Annotated in this window: 13 protein-coding genes; 4 read left to right on the top strand and 9 right to left on the bottom strand. The window is 70.0% G+C overall.

What is annotated here, in order from left to right:
• Positions 1-5: 5 nt before the first annotated feature.
• From AB0P08_RS16025 to AB0P08_RS16015, 3 genes are read right to left on the bottom strand one after another with little or no spacing between them, the layout of a single operon-like run.
• Entirely contained in the window at positions 6-1,331 is a 1,326-nt protein-coding gene (locus AB0P08_RS16025) for an extracellular solute-binding protein (protein ID WP_363590512.1), read from the bottom strand.
• Between the two features lie 50 nt (positions 1,332-1,381).
• Entirely contained in the window at positions 1,382-2,287 is a 906-nt protein-coding gene (locus AB0P08_RS16020; protein WP_101848185.1) for a carbohydrate ABC transporter permease, read from the bottom strand.
• Positions 2,284-3,138, bottom strand: coding sequence for a carbohydrate ABC transporter permease (locus AB0P08_RS16015; protein WP_363590511.1), 855 nt, complete (start codon positions 3,136-3,138; stop codon positions 2,284-2,286). Before AB0P08_RS16015 ends, AB0P08_RS16020 begins: the two co-directional genes overlap by 4 nt.
• Positions 3,139-3,384: 246 nt before the next feature.
• On the opposite strand from AB0P08_RS16015, the gene AB0P08_RS16010 reads away from it, so the two are divergent.
• The 4 genes from AB0P08_RS16010 (at position 3,385) to AB0P08_RS15995 (ending at position 9,303) form a co-directional block, all read left to right on the top strand.
• Positions 3,385-3,828 (top strand): hypothetical protein, encoded by a 444-nt coding sequence (locus AB0P08_RS16010; protein WP_363590510.1) that lies wholly within the window; start codon positions 3,385-3,387, stop codon positions 3,826-3,828.
• A 135-nt stretch (positions 3,829-3,963) separates the two neighbouring features.
• Complete coding sequence (locus AB0P08_RS16005; RefSeq protein ID WP_363590509.1) at positions 3,964-8,037, top strand: Ig-like domain-containing protein; 4,074 nt, start codon at positions 3,964-3,966, stop codon at positions 8,035-8,037.
• Entirely contained in the window at positions 8,028-8,633 is a 606-nt protein-coding gene (locus tag AB0P08_RS16000) for an SGNH/GDSL hydrolase family protein (protein WP_363590508.1), read from the top strand. The genes AB0P08_RS16005 and AB0P08_RS16000 overlap by 10 nt, the downstream gene beginning before the upstream one ends.
• A 19-nt stretch (positions 8,634-8,652) precedes the next feature.
• Positions 8,653-9,303 (top strand): GntR family transcriptional regulator, encoded by a 651-nt coding sequence (locus tag AB0P08_RS15995; RefSeq protein ID WP_136051814.1) that lies wholly within the window; start codon positions 8,653-8,655, stop codon positions 9,301-9,303.
• Between the two features lie 202 nt (positions 9,304-9,505).
• Here the strand turns inward: AB0P08_RS15995 and AB0P08_RS15990 are convergent, their stop codons facing one another.
• The 6 genes from AB0P08_RS15990 to AB0P08_RS15965 are packed head-to-tail and all read right to left on the bottom strand — an operon-like array spanning position 9,506 to position 15,780.
• On the bottom strand, positions 9,506-10,315 hold the full coding sequence (locus AB0P08_RS15990; protein WP_363590507.1) for an amidohydrolase family protein: 810 nt from the start codon (positions 10,313-10,315) through the stop codon (positions 9,506-9,508).
• A gap of 21 nt (positions 10,316-10,336) precedes the next feature.
• Positions 10,337-11,281 (bottom strand): aldo/keto reductase, encoded by a 945-nt coding sequence (locus AB0P08_RS15985; RefSeq protein WP_363590506.1) that lies wholly within the window; start codon positions 11,279-11,281, stop codon positions 10,337-10,339.
• Positions 11,251-12,033 (bottom strand): RraA family protein, encoded by a 783-nt coding sequence (locus tag AB0P08_RS15980; RefSeq protein WP_259953317.1) that lies wholly within the window; start codon positions 12,031-12,033, stop codon positions 11,251-11,253. The genes AB0P08_RS15985 and AB0P08_RS15980 overlap by 31 nt, the downstream gene beginning before the upstream one ends.
• Positions 12,030-13,946, bottom strand: coding sequence for a DUF8034 domain-containing protein (locus tag AB0P08_RS15975; RefSeq protein ID WP_363590505.1), 1,917 nt, complete (start codon positions 13,944-13,946; stop codon positions 12,030-12,032). The genes AB0P08_RS15980 and AB0P08_RS15975 overlap by 4 nt, the downstream gene beginning before the upstream one ends.
• Positions 13,943-14,797: a carbohydrate ABC transporter permease gene (locus AB0P08_RS15970; protein WP_363590504.1), complete on the bottom strand. Its 855-nt coding sequence runs from the start codon at positions 14,795-14,797 to the stop codon at positions 13,943-13,945. Before AB0P08_RS15970 ends, AB0P08_RS15975 begins: the two co-directional genes overlap by 4 nt.
• A complete protein-coding gene (locus AB0P08_RS15965) occupies positions 14,797-15,780 on the bottom strand; it encodes a carbohydrate ABC transporter permease (protein WP_363590503.1) in 984 nt (327 codons plus the stop codon). Before AB0P08_RS15965 ends, AB0P08_RS15970 begins: the two co-directional genes overlap by 1 nt.
• Positions 15,781-15,873: the final 93 nt, after the last annotated feature.

Genomic DNA, 15,873 nt, shown 5'->3' with positions numbered 1-15,873 from the left:
GCTCCTCAGCCCAGCAGCTTCTGCGCCTGGTCGCCGGCCTGCGCCATGGCGTCCTTGGCGCTCTGCTGACCCACGAGGACGGCCTGCACGCGGTCGGCGATCACGGTCTCGATCTGGGCGTACTGCGGATACTGCCAGAACGGGTTGGTGGTCGCGGTCGCCGTGATCTTCTCGGCGAAGCGCGAGCCGAACGCGTCGGACGCCACCTCCTTCGAGGCCTGCGCCTCCTCGGTCACAGGCGGCAGGCCGCGCAGCTCGTAGTCGCCGAGCACCGCCTTCAGGTCGCTCGTGGCCCACTGGCCGAAGTCCGCGGCCGTGCGGGTGCTGTCGCCGGAGCCGCCGCCGACGATGGCGATCGCGCCACCCCAGACGAGGGCGCGCGGGGTGTCGCCCTTCTTCAGCACCGGGCGGGACTCGGGCACGAGCTTGGAGGCGAGGTCGGGATCCGGCGAGTCCTTAGTGACGGACGCGCGGCCGACGGGGGCGTCGTCGTAGATGGCGGCGCGGCCCTGGGAGAACAGCGAGCGGGCGTCGAAGCGGTCGACGTCGGCGGCGATGAGCCCCTGGTCGTAGAGCGACTTGTACCAGGTGACCGCCTCGATGCTGGCGTCGTCGCCGATCGTGACCTTCCCGTCCTTGACGAGGTCGCTGCCGAACGTCTGCATCCAGATGAGGACGTCCTTGAGCTGGGCGGCCTTGGTCGAGGCGGCGTAGGGGATGAGGCCGCCGCCGAGGGCCTTGAGCTTCTTCAGCGCCGCCTCGAAGTCGTCGACGGTGGTCGGGAACGTGGAGATCCCCGCCTTCTTCAGCAGCTCGGAGTTGGTGATGAGGCCGATCGCGCCGATGGTCCACGGGAACGCGTACTGCTTCCCGTCGAGCTGGGTCGCGTCCAGGCTCGACGCGGTGTAGCCGCGGCCCTTCGTGAGCGCCGAGACGTCCTCCAGCTTGCCGAGCGCGGCCAGCGAGGCGAGCCAGGCGACGTCGACGTGCGCGGCGCCGGTGAACTGCCCGCCGCGCACCTGGAGCATGAGCTGCTTGAAGTACTCGTTGTAGGGGAAGGAGACCTCGGTGATGCCGACCTCGTTGGTCTTCTTGTAGCCGTCGAGCAGGGCGCGCGTCGCCGGGGCGGCCGCTTCCTCCGTGAGCGACCAGCTCGAGAACGAGAAGTCGGTCGCGGTGAACTTCCCGGCGCCGAGGCCGGAACCGGGGGAGGAGGACGGGCTGCCGCTGCCTCCGCCGCTCGGCATGCAGCCGGCGAGAAGGAGGCCGGCGGCGCCGAGCCCGGCGAACTGGAGCAGCTGGCGACGGGAGACGGTGGTGTTCTCGGACATGGGGGTGCTCTCTCTTCTTCGAGGGACTTGGGATGAGGGGGTGGTGCGGGTCAGCCCTTGACCGCGCCGGCGGTGAGACCGCCGACGAGGAAGCGCTGCAGGGCGATGAACGCGATGGCCACGGGGAGCGAGACCACCAGCGAAGCCGCCATGAGCTCCGGCCAGGCGGTGGACGCCTCGCCGATGAACGTGTTGACGAGTCCGGGTGGCAGGGTCTGCTTGTCGGGCCCGGCGAGGGTGAGGGCGAAGATGAAGTCGTTCCAGCCGCGGACGAACGCGAACAACCCCGCGGCGATGAGGCCGGGCGCGGCCAGCGGCAGCACGATGGAGTGGATGATGCGCATGCGGGAGGCCCCGTCGACGCGGGCGGCCTCGATGAGCTCGTCCGGGATCGTGTCGAAGAAGCCTTTCAGCATCCACACGCACAGCGGCAGCGTGAACGTCGTGAACGACAGCACGAGCGCCGTGTAGGTGTTGAGCAGGCCGTATGCCGAGAACACCGCATAGAGGGTGATGAGCAGCAGCGCCTGCGGGAACATCTGCGACGCCAGCACGAAGTACATGAGGCTGCGGCGGCCGCGATAGCGGAACTTCGAGAACGCGTAGCCCATGTACGCCGACACCAGCACCGAGAGGATCGCGGTGATGACGGACACGACGATGCTGTTGCGGAGGTAGCCGAACAGAGCCGGATTGTTCGCGAGGGCGGCGTAGGCCTCGAACGTGATCTCGGTGGGGAACAGCTTCGGCGGGTAGCTGAACACCTCGGTACGCGGGGTCAGCGAGGTCGCGAGCAGCCAGTACACGGGCAGCAGGGCGAACCCGCCGAACACGACGACGGCGATCCAGGCGCTCACGGTGGAGGCACGGCGGTCGGCGCGGTGGCGCCGACGGCGGGGCGCGGCGGGCGGGGCGGAGACGGCGGCCACCGTCTCTTCGGTCAGCACGGCGGTCATCGCTTCTCTCCCTTCTCGGACAGACGGACGTAGACGACGACGAGCGCCATCAGCAGGATCATCCAGAGCAGGCCGATCGCCCCGGCGTGGCCGAGGTCGAAGCCGTCGAACGCGGTCTCGTACACCGCGGTCGCGAACGTCTGGGTGGAGCCGGCGGGACCGCCGCCGGTGAGGACGTAGATGATGTCGAAGTGCTGGAAGTTCCAGATGAACTCCAGCAGGATCACGAGGCCGATGATGCCGCTCATCTGCGGGACCGTGATGGAGAAGAAACGGCGGATGGTGCCGGCGCCGTCGATCTCGGCGGCCTCATGCAGCTCGATCGGCACGGTCTGCAGGCCGGCGAGGAGCATGACCATCATCCAGGGGAACGACTGCCACGTCTTCGCGACGATCACGGCGATCATGGCGGTGGTGGGATTCGCGAGCCACGCCTGGGGGGAGTCGATGAGGCCGACGGTCTCCAGGGCCGCGTTGAGCACGCCGTAGTTGGCGTTGAAGATCCACATCCACAGGAACGAGACGACCACGCCGGGGATCAGCCACGGGATGAGCATGAGGCCGCGGAGCACCTTGGCGCCGCGGATGTGCGTGTTCAGGGCGAGGGCGAGGCCGAAGCCGATCACGAACGGCGCGATGGTCGTGCCGAGGGTGAAGACGAGCGTCTGGGTGAGGAGCGGGAAGAACTCGCCGGTGAGCACGTCGACGATGTTCTGGAAGCCCACGAACTCGCGACCGGGCTCGACGAGGCTCTGCTTGTAGAACGCGGTGATGAGGGCCGTGATCAGCGGGTACACGACCACGGCGGCGAGGAGCGCGAGGCCGGGAGCCGTGAGGAGGAGCGCGAACATCCCGTCCGAGAGGCGACGGGGCCGGCGACCTGTTCCTATCTGTGAGGAAATGGTCTGTTCTGTCATCTAGGTCATCCTTGGCCTGGGGTGATGTGTCCGCACTCTCGCGGTGCGGTCTCGGGCTTCCTCAGTATTTCCGGCAGATTACGGCGACGTCAACTGGAGAGCGCAATAGTCAGAAAGTGGTGGAAAGTGTTTAATTTGTGAACTGATTCACCCGGACGGCGCCGTCGGTACGATCACGACATGGGGTTCTCACTGCTCGGCCTGGCGGTGAGTCTCGCGATCTTCCTGCCGAACCTGCTGCTGATCCCCTTCCCGCCGAGGCCGAAGCTTGAGAGCCCGGCGGTGCCCCGTGTGCTCCTCGTGTTCGAGAGGGCAGGGCAGGCGCTCTGCATGACGGTCCCTGCGATCACGGCGGCCGGCCCGATCGCGTGGGGGTGGGCGGTGCCGGTGGGTGTGAGCGTCCTCGCCTACTGGGTCCTCTGGATCCGCTACCTCCGTCGCGGCCGGCCCGCGTCGGCGCTGTTCGACACCGTCTTCGGCATCCCGGTGCCGATGGCCCTCGCGCCGGTGGCCGCCTTCCTCGGCACAGCGGCTTGGCTGCAGAACCCGTGGATCGCGCTCGCCGCGGTGATCCTCGCGATCGGACACATCCCGACCTCCCTCCTCGCGGCCCGGGCGCATTAGGCGACCTGAGTCCGCCGATCCGAAACGATCGGTATCGATCCTTGCTAGTCGATTATCGATTGGCTACGGTCGGAGCAGCCGCTCCCGCGGCGCCGCGCGCATCGGCCGTGCGGGAAGCGACAGTTCGGAGACGCGATGAAGCGTGTACTGGCAAGCCTGACCCTGGCGGCGGTGTTCGGATCCGCCCTCGGCGCGGCGATCCCGTCGGCGGCTGCGGCCGCGGACGACGACGCCCTCTACCTCGCGCCGGGAGGTGACGACACGGCCTCCGGCACGATCGATGACCCCCTCGCGACGCTGGAAGGCGCCCGCGACCGGATCCGCGCGCTCAAGGCGGATTCCGCCCTGCCGGACGACGGCCTCACGGTGTACCTCCGAGAGGGCACGTACCCCCGCTCGGCGTCGTTCGAGATCGGCGCGCAGGACTCGGGGACCGCGGACGCCCCCATCACCTACCGCTCGTACCCCGGGGAGACCGCCACCCTCACCGGCGGTCGCGAGCTGCCGCGCGACCAGTTCGCCGCGGTCGACGACGCGGCGGTGACCGACCGCATCATCGACCCGGCTGCCCGCGATCGCGTGGTCGGGATCGACCTCGCCGACCTCGGCATCACCGACTACGGCCAGCTCAGCCGCCACGGCTACTGGAAGGCCAACGACGTCAGCACCACGCCGCCCATGGAGCTGTTCATCGACGGCCAGGGCATGACGCTCGCGCGGTGGCCCAACGTCGACGCGGCCACCCCGACCGTGCAGATGGGCGATATCGTCGACGCCGGGCCGGACCGCAACGACGCCGACCTGCAGGAGCGCGGCGGCACGTTCAGCTACGGCTACGACCGCCCGAAGTACTGGACCCAGGCCGAGGACGTGTGGCTGGACGGCATCTTCGGCTACAGCTGGGAGTGGTCGTACAACAAGATCGAGAGCATCGACACCGAGGCGAAGACCATCACCCTCCGCTACGGCGAGATGTCCGGGATCATGAAGAGCTGGTTCCCGGACTTCCACTTCGCGCAGAACCTGCTGGAGGAGCTCGACGCCCCCGGCGAGTACTACATCGACCGCGACGCCGGGAAGCTGTACCTCATCCCCAACGCCGCGTTCACGTCGGGTCGCGGCGCCGTGACCGTGACGACGCTCGACGAGCCGATGCTGCGCGCCGACGGCGCCTCATATGTGAACTTCGACGACCTCGTGATGGAGTACGGACGCGCGACGGCCGCCGTGATCCTCGGGGGCTCGCACGTGACGATCTCGCACAGCGACATCCGCAACTTCACCGACGGCGGCGTGCTCATCAACTCGCCCGGTCGCTACACCTACGACGGCATCCCGGTGAACCGCGGCGGCCGCGACCACGCCGTCACCGACAGCCGGCTCACGCACGTCGGCGGCGTCGGCGTGGTGCTCCAGGGCGGCGACAAGACGACGCTCGAACCCGGCCGCAACCGGGTCGAGAATTCCGAGATCGCCGACTTCGCCTACTACCACAAGGCCTACAACCCCGGTGTGATGTTCGACGGCGTCGGCAACATCGCCAGGGACAACGAGATCCACGACGCTCCCCACCCCGGGATCATCGTGCACGGCAACGATCACCTGTTCGAGCGCAACGAGGTGTACGACGTCTGCAAGCAGTTCCACGACCTCGGTGCGATCTACATGAACTCCGGCAAGACCCCGCAGCAGCGCGGGCACGTGTTCCGGGAGAACTACTTCCACGACATCGGCGTCGGCATGGCGGGCGTCGAGGGCATCTACGCCGACAACTTCACGTGGGACCTCACGATCGAGAAGAACGTGTTCGTGAACATGGGCAACGGCGCGATCAAGAGCGGCTCGGCCGACTACATCGAGGCGCGCAACAACGTCTTCGTCGACGCGTACGCCCCGTACGACAACTACGAGCAGTGGATGGGCGACCAGGAGGGCAACGTCGTCGACCGCGACTACATGCCCGCGTGGGAGCAGGTGTTCGCCGACAACAACGACTTCGTCGGCACGCCGTATCTGACGAAGTACCCCGAACTCGCGCACTTCTTCGAGGACGACCACTACTTCCCGAACCACAGCACGTTCGCCGAGAACGTCGTGTGGAACCCGAACCGGGCGCGGATGGCCGGCGTCAACGAGCACGGCGCCAAGGACGGCAAGAACCTCCTGAACTACGAGGACAACTGGGTGGCCGACGCCGACCCCGGCTTCGTTGACGCCGCGAACGGCGACTACACGTTGAAGGCCGACGCGGCCGTGTTCGACCAGATCCCCGGCTTCGAGGCCATCGCGTTCGGCGAGATCGGCGTCGACGGTGAGATCGGGCAGACGCAGCAGCCGCAGACCGTGCCGCTCGAGGACATCGCGTTCGACACGGACACCCTCACGATCGACGCGGGCGACGAGGTGCGCGTGCGTGCCGTGCCGCTGCCGTGGAACGCCGACGACGCCGCGGTGACCTACGCCTCGGCCGATGCCGCCGTCGCCACCGTGAACGACAAGGGCGTGGTGCTCGGCATGGGCCCCGGCACGACCACGGTCACGGCGACGGCGAAGGCCGATGCCACCAAGACCGCGACCATCGAGGTGATCGTCGAGGAGGGCGACGGCGTGCTGCACTTCACCGACTTCGAGTCGGGGGCGAACGGCTGGCCGACCGACCCGAACCGCTCCATTCAGGTGGATGCGTCGGGCGACAAGGTGTACCGCATCCTCAAGGGCGCCAACAGCATCCTGCCGCGGGACTTCACGGAGTTCGTGCTCGACTTCGACGTCACGGCCCCGGCGACGACCCCCGCCAACGCGGGACTCATCGTCTACGACCGCAACGGCAAGGGCGGCGGCTACATCCGCTTCCGTCAGGCCGCGGCCGGTCCGACCTGGACGATCTTCGACGACGCCTGGAAGGTCGTCGCCGAGAAGGTCGTGCCGGCGGCGCAGGGCCTGACCCCCGGGGAGACGTCGCACGTCCGCATCGCGGTGCAGGACGGGCAGATCCGGATCTCCGTGAACGGGGCGATCGCGCTGGAAGGCGCCGACCCCGGCCCCGGCAAGGCCGGTCGGGTCGGGTTCTACGTGGAGAACTACGCCTCGCTCGACTTCGACGACATCGGGTTCTCGCTCTCCGGTGTTCCGGTCACGGGCGTGAGCCTGGACGCCGACGCCGTGGGACTGACCGTGGGGGAGCGGCGCTCGGTCGCGGCCACGGTCGCCCCGGAGGACGCCAGCGACGCCCGGGTCACCTGGACGACCGATGCCCCGGAGGTCGCCACGGTCTCCGGCGGCCGGATCGCGGGGGTCACGGCCGGAACCGCGACGATCACCGCGACCTCGGTCGCCGACCCGAGCCTCAGCGACACGGTCACCGTGACCGTGGACGACGCCGAGTACCCGACCACCCGCCTCGACGGCCAGCTGAAGGACGGGGCGAACTGGAGTCAGTCCGACCACATCGCCGTGGACGACACCGGCGTCGTGATCAGCGGCCAGGGCGTGCACGGCTACGAGACCGAACGCTTCGGCGACACGCTGCTGCAGTTCGAGGCGGAGTTCGGCGCCTTCGACGGCGGCTGGTACGGCTTCCAGGCGCGCTCCGATCAGACCGGGCTCCCCGCCTGGCAGAACTCCAACACCGGCTACCTCGCGGTGATCAAGGAGGACGTGATCGAGTTCCAGAGCTGGACCCCGGGCCAGACCATGCTCGACAGCATCCCCAACAAGGTCATCGAGCCGGGCTCCACGCACCGCATCGAGTTCGGTGCCGTCGCCGAGGACGGTGGCACCCGCATCGTGCTCCGGGTCGACGACGTGACCGTGTGGAACATGGTCGACGCCAGGGAGAACCTCCGCATCGGTGCCGACGGCTTCTTCAACGTCTACCACTACGGCAAGACGAACACCCTGGCCGTGCGGCCGACGCCGCCGCCCGCGACGGTGACCGGCATCTGCTGGGCCCCCGAGGCCGACCCGAAGACCCGCTACGTGCGCGGCGAGGAGCTCGACGTGACCGGCATGCTGCTGGGGGTGGACTGGAGCGACGGGTCCCACACCACGCAGCAGGTGGCGGCCGACATGGTCAGCGGCTTCGACAGCAGCAAGGTGCGCCCGCACCACACGCTCACCGTGACGTACGCTGGCGCGAGCGTCGAGCTCCCGATCTCGGTGCGACCCAAGCTCAAGAACGACGAACAGGACGTGCCACGATGCGGGTGATCTTCATCGGAGACTCGATCACCGACGCGGGGCGCGATCGCTCCGATCCGGAGTCCTTCGGCGACGGCTACGTCTCGCTCCTCGCGCCCGAGCTGCAAGCGGCGGGAGCCACGGTCCGCAACCTCGGGATCGCCGGGGACCGCGCCCGCGACCTCGCAGCCCGGTGGGACGCGGAGCTGATGCCGACCGCTCCGGAGCTGCTGACCGTGTACGTCGGCGTGAACGACATGTGGCGACGCTTCGACAGCGACGACCCGACCCCGGCCGAGGACTTCGAAGCGACGCTCGGCGACCTCCTCGCCCGAGCGGTGGCGACGCACGCCCCGCGGCTGATCCTCATGGAGCCGTACTTCCTCCCGGTGACGGAGGAACAGCGCGCGTGGCTCGACGACCTCGACGGGAAACGGGCGGCGGTGCGGGCTCTCGCCGCGGAATACGGGGCGGCGTTCGTGCCCCTGCACGATGTCTTCACGGCGGCCGCGGAGGAGCATCCGGTCGTCGAGCTCGCGCCGGACGGGGTGCACCCGACGCCCCGCGGATCCGCCCTCATCGCGGATGCCTGGCGCACGGCCGCGTCCATTAGCGATAGTCGATAATGGACGTAGACTGATGGTCATGACGGATGCTCTCGGCACGGCCGGACTGCAGCGCGGACTGCTGTCTGATCAGATCTACGCGCTCATCAAGGCGATGATCAAGGACTCCACGCTGGCTCCCGGCGAGCAGCTCGTGGAGTCGCAGCTCGCCCGGCAGATGCAGGTGAGCCAGGCGCCCGTGCGCGACGCCCTCAAGCGGCTCGCCCACGAGGGTCTCGTGTCGCACGTGCGGCATCAGGGCAACTTCGTCGCGAGCTACTCCGCGGAGGAGGCGGCGCAGGCCAAGGTCGCCCGCGTCGAGCTGGAGGGGCTGGCGGGACGGCTGGCCTGCGGAGCGCTCGACCCCGCCCGCCGGGCCGAGCTCGTCGGCCTCATCGCGCAGATGCACGAGGCGGCCGAGGCGGAAGACCTCGCCCGGTTCCGCGAGCTCGACTTCACCTTCCACCGTGCGGTGATCGAGGCCAGCGGCAACGTGTACCTCCCGCGCATGTGGGACCTCCTGGAGCCGAGCCTGCGCGTCATGCACGTGCTCGGCGACCCCACCTTCACGGGGGACTGGCACGAGGTCGCGGACTGGCACAAGGGCCTGCTCGACACGCTGGACGCCGGCGACGAAGAGGCCGCGTCCTCCCTGTTCCGCGCTCACGCCGCCGGCACCCTCCTCGACTGACCCCCGCTTCCCGCCGCGCAAGGTCGCAGTTTCGCACCGAGGTCGCATGGCTGGCCGGAGTCCCTGCGACGCGGTGCGAATCCGCGACGGGGGTGCGGAAGTGTCCGGGGTGGGGAGTCCCTGCGCGAGGTCGCAGTTTCGCACCGGGGGTCGCATCCATCCCCGGAATCCCTGCGACCTCGGGGCGAAACTGCGACGGGGGCTACGCCGTGAAGGGGGAGAGGCGGTCGGCGGTGCCGGACCAGAACGCTCGGGCCTCGGAAGGGGACAGGGGAGGAAGAGCCCGCCGGGTTGCGGCGAGCACCTCCGCGTAGGTCGTGGTCCGCGTGGACATCGGCCAGTCGCTGCCGAACATCAGCCGGTCCGCGCCGAAGAGGGTGAATGCGGAGCGCAGCAGTTCCCGCGACTCCTCCGCCCCGCGCGCCGCGAGGTCGAGCCCGGAGACCTTCGCCGACACCCCGGGAGCCGACGCGGCCTCGGCGAGGGCGGAGAGCCATGCGGCATCGGCCGTCCGGGCGCCGAGGCCGAGGTGGCAGAGGACGATCGCGGTGTCGGGGTGTCGTCGGGAGAGGGCGGCCGCGGCGGGAAGCTGCTCCGGGCGGATGAGCAGTTCGAGGGTGCGGGCGGTCGCTCCCAGGTGCTCCGCGAGGGCGTCGAGGCCGTCCACATCGGACAGGTCAGCGGCGTACTGCGGCACCGCGGCGCGCACGCCGACCACGGCGGGAGAGAACGCGACTGCGGTGGCGCCGGCGGCCCGTCCCGGCGCGGGGGTGTACTGCAGCACCACGCGCCGCAGGTACGGGTCCCGTGCGGCCGTGGCGGTCAGCCACTCCGCCTCCGCCACCGTGTCCGCGGCCTGCACGGCGATGGCGGAGGAGACGCCGGCGTCCGTCAGCTCCCGCCCGAGGTCTGCGGCCGCGGCATGCCGCGGGAGTCCGAGATCGTCGCGGAACCACGGGATCGGCACGGCGTCCACATCCCAGAGGTGCACGTGGGCGTCGACGATCCGCACGTCAGCTCCTGCGCCGCGCGATCACGCGGCCTCCGCGTCGAGGGCGTCCCACAGCGCGGCGGGGAGCCCGGCGTCGAGGCCGTCCACGAACGCGTCCACCTCCGCGGGCGTCCGCGCCCCGACGACCACGGCGTCCGCACCGTGCCGCAGCGGGAACTGCACCGCGGCATCCGCGAGCCGCACGTCGTACGTCGCGCACACGGCCTGCAACCGCAGCGCCCGCTCCCGGAGCTCCGGTGGTGCGGGCTTGTACTCGAAGAGCGGCGAGCCGACCGGGTCGACGAGGATGCCGGAGTTGAACACGGCGGCCGCGAGCACCCCGATGCCGCGGGCCGCCGCGGTCGGCAGCAGCCGGTCCAGGGCGGAGCGGTCGAGCAGAGTGAGTCGTCCGGCCTCCATCACCACGTCGAGCGGCGCCTCGGCGACGTAGCGCTCCAGGGGGTCGAGCCGCCCGAGGCCCACACTGATCGCGCGCACCACCCCTTCGTCGCGCAGCTCGACGAGCGCCGGGAGTGCTGTCGCGAACGCCGCCTCCACGTCCAGGGGGTCGTGCAGGTGGAGCACGTCCACGCGATCGGCGCCCAGCCGGGCGAGGCTGCCGTCGAGGCTCCTCCGCACGCCGTCCCTGCTGAGATCGACGACGGAGTCGTGCCCGCTCGCGGCTCCCGAGACCGGCCGGCCGTCCGCATCGACGAGCACCCGGCCGACCTTCGTCGCGATCACGTAGTCGTCGCGCGGGACGTCGCGGAGGGCGAGGCCGAGCTTCCGTTCGCTCTCACCCGACCCGTACAGGGGCGCGGTGTCGAAGAACCGCACGTCCCGGGCGAGCGCCGCATGCACGGTGGCCACGGCGTCGGCGTCCGCCACGGGGGCGAAGAGGTTGCCGATCGGCGCGCAACCGAGTCCGACGTCGTCGCGCGCGGCGACGGCGGGGTTCAGCGGACGGAGCTCTGGACGGAACGCCATGCCTCGTACTCCTCGCGGCTGTCGGGGGTCAGCGGGTAGTAGTCGCTCAGGCGCGCGCCCTCGTCGAGGCGGCGGCGGCTGAACACCTCCCACTCCTCATGATCGCGCGCGTCGTCCACGACCTGCGGCGCCATCGCCTGCGGCACCACGACGGGGCCGTCGTCGTCGGCGACCACGAGGTCGCCCGGCATGCACAGCGCACCGCCCACCGCGACCGGCACGTCGTACGCCCACGGCACGAGCTCCGACTGCGAGGCGTAGTGCGGGGTCGTGCCCGTCGACCACACCGGGATGCCGAGCTCGCGGATGCGGCCGGCGTCGCGGATGCGCCCGTCCACGACGATCCCCGCCCCGCCCTTGCGTGCGAAGTAACGCGCCAGGATGTCGCCGATGCACCCGGAGAAGCGGCTGCCGTAGGCCTGGATCACCAGCACGTCGCCGGGCTGCACGGCCTCGAGCACGTGCCACAGGGCGGTGTGCCGCTCGGCGTACTCCTGACCGTCGCCGGAGGCCATGTCCTCGCGCTGCGGCATGAACTGCAGCGTCAGCGCCGAGCCGACCACGCGCTGACCGAGGCTCAGCGGCTCCGGCCCGTCGATGTAGCTGCGGCGGATCCCGAGCCCGTGCAGCTTGGCGCACGCGGTGGCGGAGGAGATCGCGTCGAAGGAGTCGACCACCTCGCGCGAGGGCCGCTCGTAGGCCCCACCCCGCACGGGCAGGGCGAAGTCGGGTCGGATCAGATCGGCGCTCATGCGTCTCCTTCAGGGAACAGGTGGCGCGGCGAGCCGGTCGCACGCGCGATGGTCAGGTCGAGGTCGGCGGTGTGCGCCGGGGGCAGGGCCACCACGAGGTCGTCGTCGACATCGAGGGTCGTCGTGACGAGCGGGGCGTCCGGGGCCGTGTAGGTGCCCGAGGCGCCGGGCCAGAAGCCGGGCTCTTCGCCGATGGCCGTGACGCGGACGATCCGGTCGAGCCCGAAGCGCCCGCCGCGCAGCCGCACGGTGCGGGTGTGCACGGCGGAGGTGTTCACGAGCTGCACGCCGATGCCGTGGTCGTCGAGGCGGTGTACGAGCGCGGCGACGTCCTCCGGGAGCCCGGGTCGCGCGCGGTCCACATCCTCGTAGCGCAGAGCCGTGAAACCGAGTCCGCCGTTGTAGAGCACCTGTGGAGCCCCGCTGACGAGCTGGGTCAGCACCTCGGTCACGACGGGGTTCACGCGCTGCCAGAAGTGCAGGTGCGCGGCGTCGGGGTCGCGGTCGTCGGCGAGCATCATCGCGGCACGGCGCGCCACCTGGCCGAGCGCCATCTCCAATGCCCGCACCGGGTAGTCCGGAAGGTCGCCGGAGAGATACGCGAACCAGCCGGCCTCGTGGCCCGCCTCCTCCTTGTCGCGGAACGGCGCGACGAGGTCGGTGGAGTCGGGGAGACCGGCGATCGCCGTCTCCAGCCGCTCCCGGTCAGACGCCCGTCGCGACCACCACCAGAGCCACAGGGGGAGGTCGAGTTGCAGCGGACCGTAGTCGAACCAGCCGTCCGCGCCGTGACGGTACGGGACGAGCAGTCCCGGCTCGGTGGCGGCGGCACCGAGCCGGGCCATCCATCCGCCGCGCAGGCTGTAGGTGGACTCCGCGACGCTGCCTGTGCGCGCCTCGGCGAGCACGGTGTCGAGCATCGTGCGCACGAGGTCGAGGGCGGCGTCGTCGCCTGTGACGAGCGCGTGGTTGAGGGCACCGATCAGGGCGCTCATGCCGACCGAGTGCAGCCCGTGCGGCCAGGCCCAGCCGTAGTGCCCGCCCCACCAGCGGCCGTCGTGGAGGGAGCCGACGGTGCCGTCCGGGCCGACGTTGTCGGGGAGCAGCCCGCCGTCCGCCCGCGCGCGCCAGCCGTCGACGTACCGGCGGATCCACGCGGCCGCCTCCTCGTCGCCGTCGTAGAGCCAGCGGTTCGCGGCGAGGGAGGTCGCGGCGAGGTTCACGGCGATGTCACCCGCCGCGCGGCGCTGCATCTCCTCCGCCATGCGCTGGGCGTGCGCGGGATCGGCGAGGTCTTCCCACGAGGCGATCCCGTCCACACCGTGCAGCGGCAGGCCGTAGGGGCGCATCTCGTCCCGGTCGGCCGTGTACGGCACGATCTTCTCGTCGAGTCCCTCGCGGGCGCCCAGCGCGCCGTTGTGCGGCGAGCGGATCATGTTGCGCTCGGCGTCGTAGTTGCCCTTCGCGGGGTCGGTGAAGAGGGCCGCGAACCGGGCCGCCCGCGCGGCGAACGCGGTGTCGGCCGGGTCGGCGGCGCAGATGCCGGCGAGGAAGAGCAGCGACTCGCCCTGATGGAACCAGTCGTAGCCGTTGTCGTACTCCTCGGCGAGCATGCCCGCCTCGGCGAGCTGCACGGTCACGCCCTCCCAGTGCCGCTTGGCGTCGGCGAGAACCTCGTCGGGGCCGCCGAGCAGGTAGAACGCGGGCCAGTTGAAGAACGGCTCGTACAGGTCGTCCACGCCGTCGCGGTCGATGAACTCGGCGACGCCGCGGAGGCGGCCGTCCGGCAGGGTGTAACGGTCGCGGAAGAGGCGGCGGGCCTCCTCGACCTCGGCGAAGAGCCGGCGCTGCAGCACGGCCCAGGCCGGGATCGTGCGCAGCGGACGGGTGAGCGGGGTCTCCGGCACGGTCATCCCTTCGTCGCTCCGGCGACGAGGCCGCCGATGATGTGGCGCTGCATCACGATGAAGAACACCATCGCGGGCAGCACGGCCAGCAGGAGGGTCGGGAACACCTGCGTGTAGTCGGTGGAGAACTGTCCGACCGCCGCATACACCCCGGTGGTCACCGTGTAGATCCCGGAGCTCGGCCCGAGGATGATCTGCGGACTCACGAAGTCGTTCCACACCCCGATCGAGTTGAGCACCACGACCGTCGCGACCACGGGCTTCATGATCGGGAAGATGCACGCCCAGAAGGCGCGGATGGGACCGGCGCCGTCCAGCGACGCCGCCTCGTCGATGTCGCGGGGCACGCTGCGGAGGTAGGCGGTGAACAGGAAGATCGTCACCGGCAGGGTCGCCGCGGTCTCGAAGAGGATGAACCCGGGGATCGTGTTGATGAGCCCGAGCACCCGCAGCACGAAGACCACGGGGATCAGCGTCACCTGGCCCGGGATGAAGAGCCCGGAGACGAAGAGCAGCAGGAGTCCCAGGTGCCACTTCGACCGTCCGCGCGCGATCACGTAGGCGACGGGCGCGGCGAGGGCGATGCAGCACAGGTTCACCAGCACGACGAACAGCAGCGTGATGCCGTACGCGGCGATCACGTTGAACTTGCTGCTCGTGATCGCGGCCCACAGGTAGTCGAACGTGAACATCTGCGGAGTGATCAGCAGGGGGTTCTCGATGATGTCGGCCTGCGGTTTGAAGGCGTTGATCAGCATCGTGTACATCGGGATCAGCATCGTGATCGCGACGACGCCGAGGACGATCCACCGGATCGCGCTGACGGCGATGGCCGGGCGGTTGCGGGTCTGCTTCATCAGTCGGTCGCCTTCTGCTCGGCGCGGCGTCGCACCAGGGTGACGGCGAGGCCGACGACCGCGGTGACGATGAGGAGGATCATGGACTGCGCGGCGCCGAAGCCGAGGGCCGAGTTCGCGAAGGAGTCCTTGAGGATCTGGTAGACGATGGTCTGCGTCGAGCCGGCAGGCCCGCCGTCGGTGAGCGACAGCACCACGTCATACGCCTTGAGGAGCCCGACGAGCGTGAGCACGAGGTTCACGGTGAAGACGGGGGCGATGAGCGGCAGCGTGATGGAGCGGAACTGCTGCCACCGCGAGGCGCCGTCCACCGTCGCCGCCTCGTAGTACTCCGCCGGGACCGACTTGATGCCGGCGAGGAACAGGATCATGTTGAAGCCGAAGTGCGACCACACGATCGTGAAGATCACGCTCGCCTTGGCGAAGGTCGGGTCCGTGAGGAACGGCATCGCCGGGAGGCCGAGCGTGCTGAGCAGACCGTTGACGGCGCCGGTGGGGGAGAGCATCGCCGACCACAGGAAGCCGATGATGAGGGCGCTGATCACGTACGGGTAGAAGAAGACCGTCCGCAGGATCGTGTTCGAGCGGCCGGGCCCGGAGATGAGGGCGGCGATCGCGAGGCCGATGGCGTTGCAGAGGATCGTGCCGACCACGGCGATGATGCCCGTGAAGATCGCGGCCTGTATCGAGCGCGGGCTGCGGAACGCCTTGATGTAGTTGTCCCAGCCGACGAAGGTGAAATTGAGGCTGTACCCGTTCCAGTCGGTGAAGCTGAGCACCGCCGCCAGGATCATCGGGATGACGAACATCGCCAGGAACACGGCGACCGCCGGGCCTCCCATGAGGATGCCGGGGATCCGGTTCCGCCACTGCTGCAGCGCGGTGCGGCGGGGCGGGGCGGGGGTCGAGCTCATCGGCGTCGATGGTCCTGTCGGGGAGGTGGCCGCGGCCGGGGGCGGCGCGGTCGTGGTGGGCGGGGTCATGGCGGCACTCTCGTTCTCGGTGGCGCGTAAGCGGGGAGGGCGCTGGAGCAGCGCCGGGGAGGAGCCGGGGACGATGTGTCCCCGGCTCCTCGA

This window comes from Microbacterium meiriae (genome assembly GCF_040686935.1).
GTDB lineage: Bacteria > Actinomycetota > Actinomycetes > Actinomycetales > Microbacteriaceae > Microbacterium > Microbacterium meiriae.
The sequence above is the reverse complement of the archived record's forward strand: the minus strand, read 5'-3'. Positions and strand labels throughout refer to the sequence as shown.

Coding starts and splice junctions, on each gene's coding strand:
- AB0P08_RS16025 (WP_363590512.1), bottom strand. CDS start 1,331: ATGTCCGAGAACACCACCGTCTCCCGTCGCCAGCTGCTCCAGTTCGCC.
- AB0P08_RS16020 (WP_101848185.1), bottom strand. CDS start 2,287: ATGACCGCCGTGCTGACCGAAGAGACGGTGGCCGCCGTCTCCGCCCCG.
- AB0P08_RS16015 (WP_363590511.1), bottom strand. CDS start 3,138: ATGTTCGCGCTCCTCCTCACGGCTCCCGGCCTCGCGCTCCTCGCCGCC.
- AB0P08_RS16010 (WP_363590510.1), top strand. CDS start 3,385: ATGGGGTTCTCACTGCTCGGCCTGGCGGTGAGTCTCGCGATCTTCCTG.
- AB0P08_RS16005 (WP_363590509.1), top strand. CDS start 3,964: ATGAAGCGTGTACTGGCAAGCCTGACCCTGGCGGCGGTGTTCGGATCC.
- AB0P08_RS16000 (WP_363590508.1), top strand. CDS start 8,028: ATGCGGGTGATCTTCATCGGAGACTCGATCACCGACGCGGGGCGCGAT.
- AB0P08_RS15995 (WP_136051814.1), top strand. CDS start 8,653: ATGACGGATGCTCTCGGCACGGCCGGACTGCAGCGCGGACTGCTGTCT.
- AB0P08_RS15985 (WP_363590506.1), bottom strand. CDS start 11,281: ATGGCGTTCCGTCCAGAGCTCCGTCCGCTGAACCCCGCCGTCGCCGCG.
- AB0P08_RS15980 (WP_259953317.1), bottom strand. CDS start 12,033: ATGAGCGCCGATCTGATCCGACCCGACTTCGCCCTGCCCGTGCGGGGT.
- AB0P08_RS15975 (WP_363590505.1), bottom strand. CDS start 13,946: ATGACCGTGCCGGAGACCCCGCTCACCCGTCCGCTGCGCACGATCCCG.
- AB0P08_RS15970 (WP_363590504.1), bottom strand. CDS start 14,797: ATGAAGCAGACCCGCAACCGCCCGGCCATCGCCGTCAGCGCGATCCGG.
- AB0P08_RS15965 (WP_363590503.1), bottom strand. CDS start 15,780: ATGACCCCGCCCACCACGACCGCGCCGCCCCCGGCCGCGGCCACCTCC.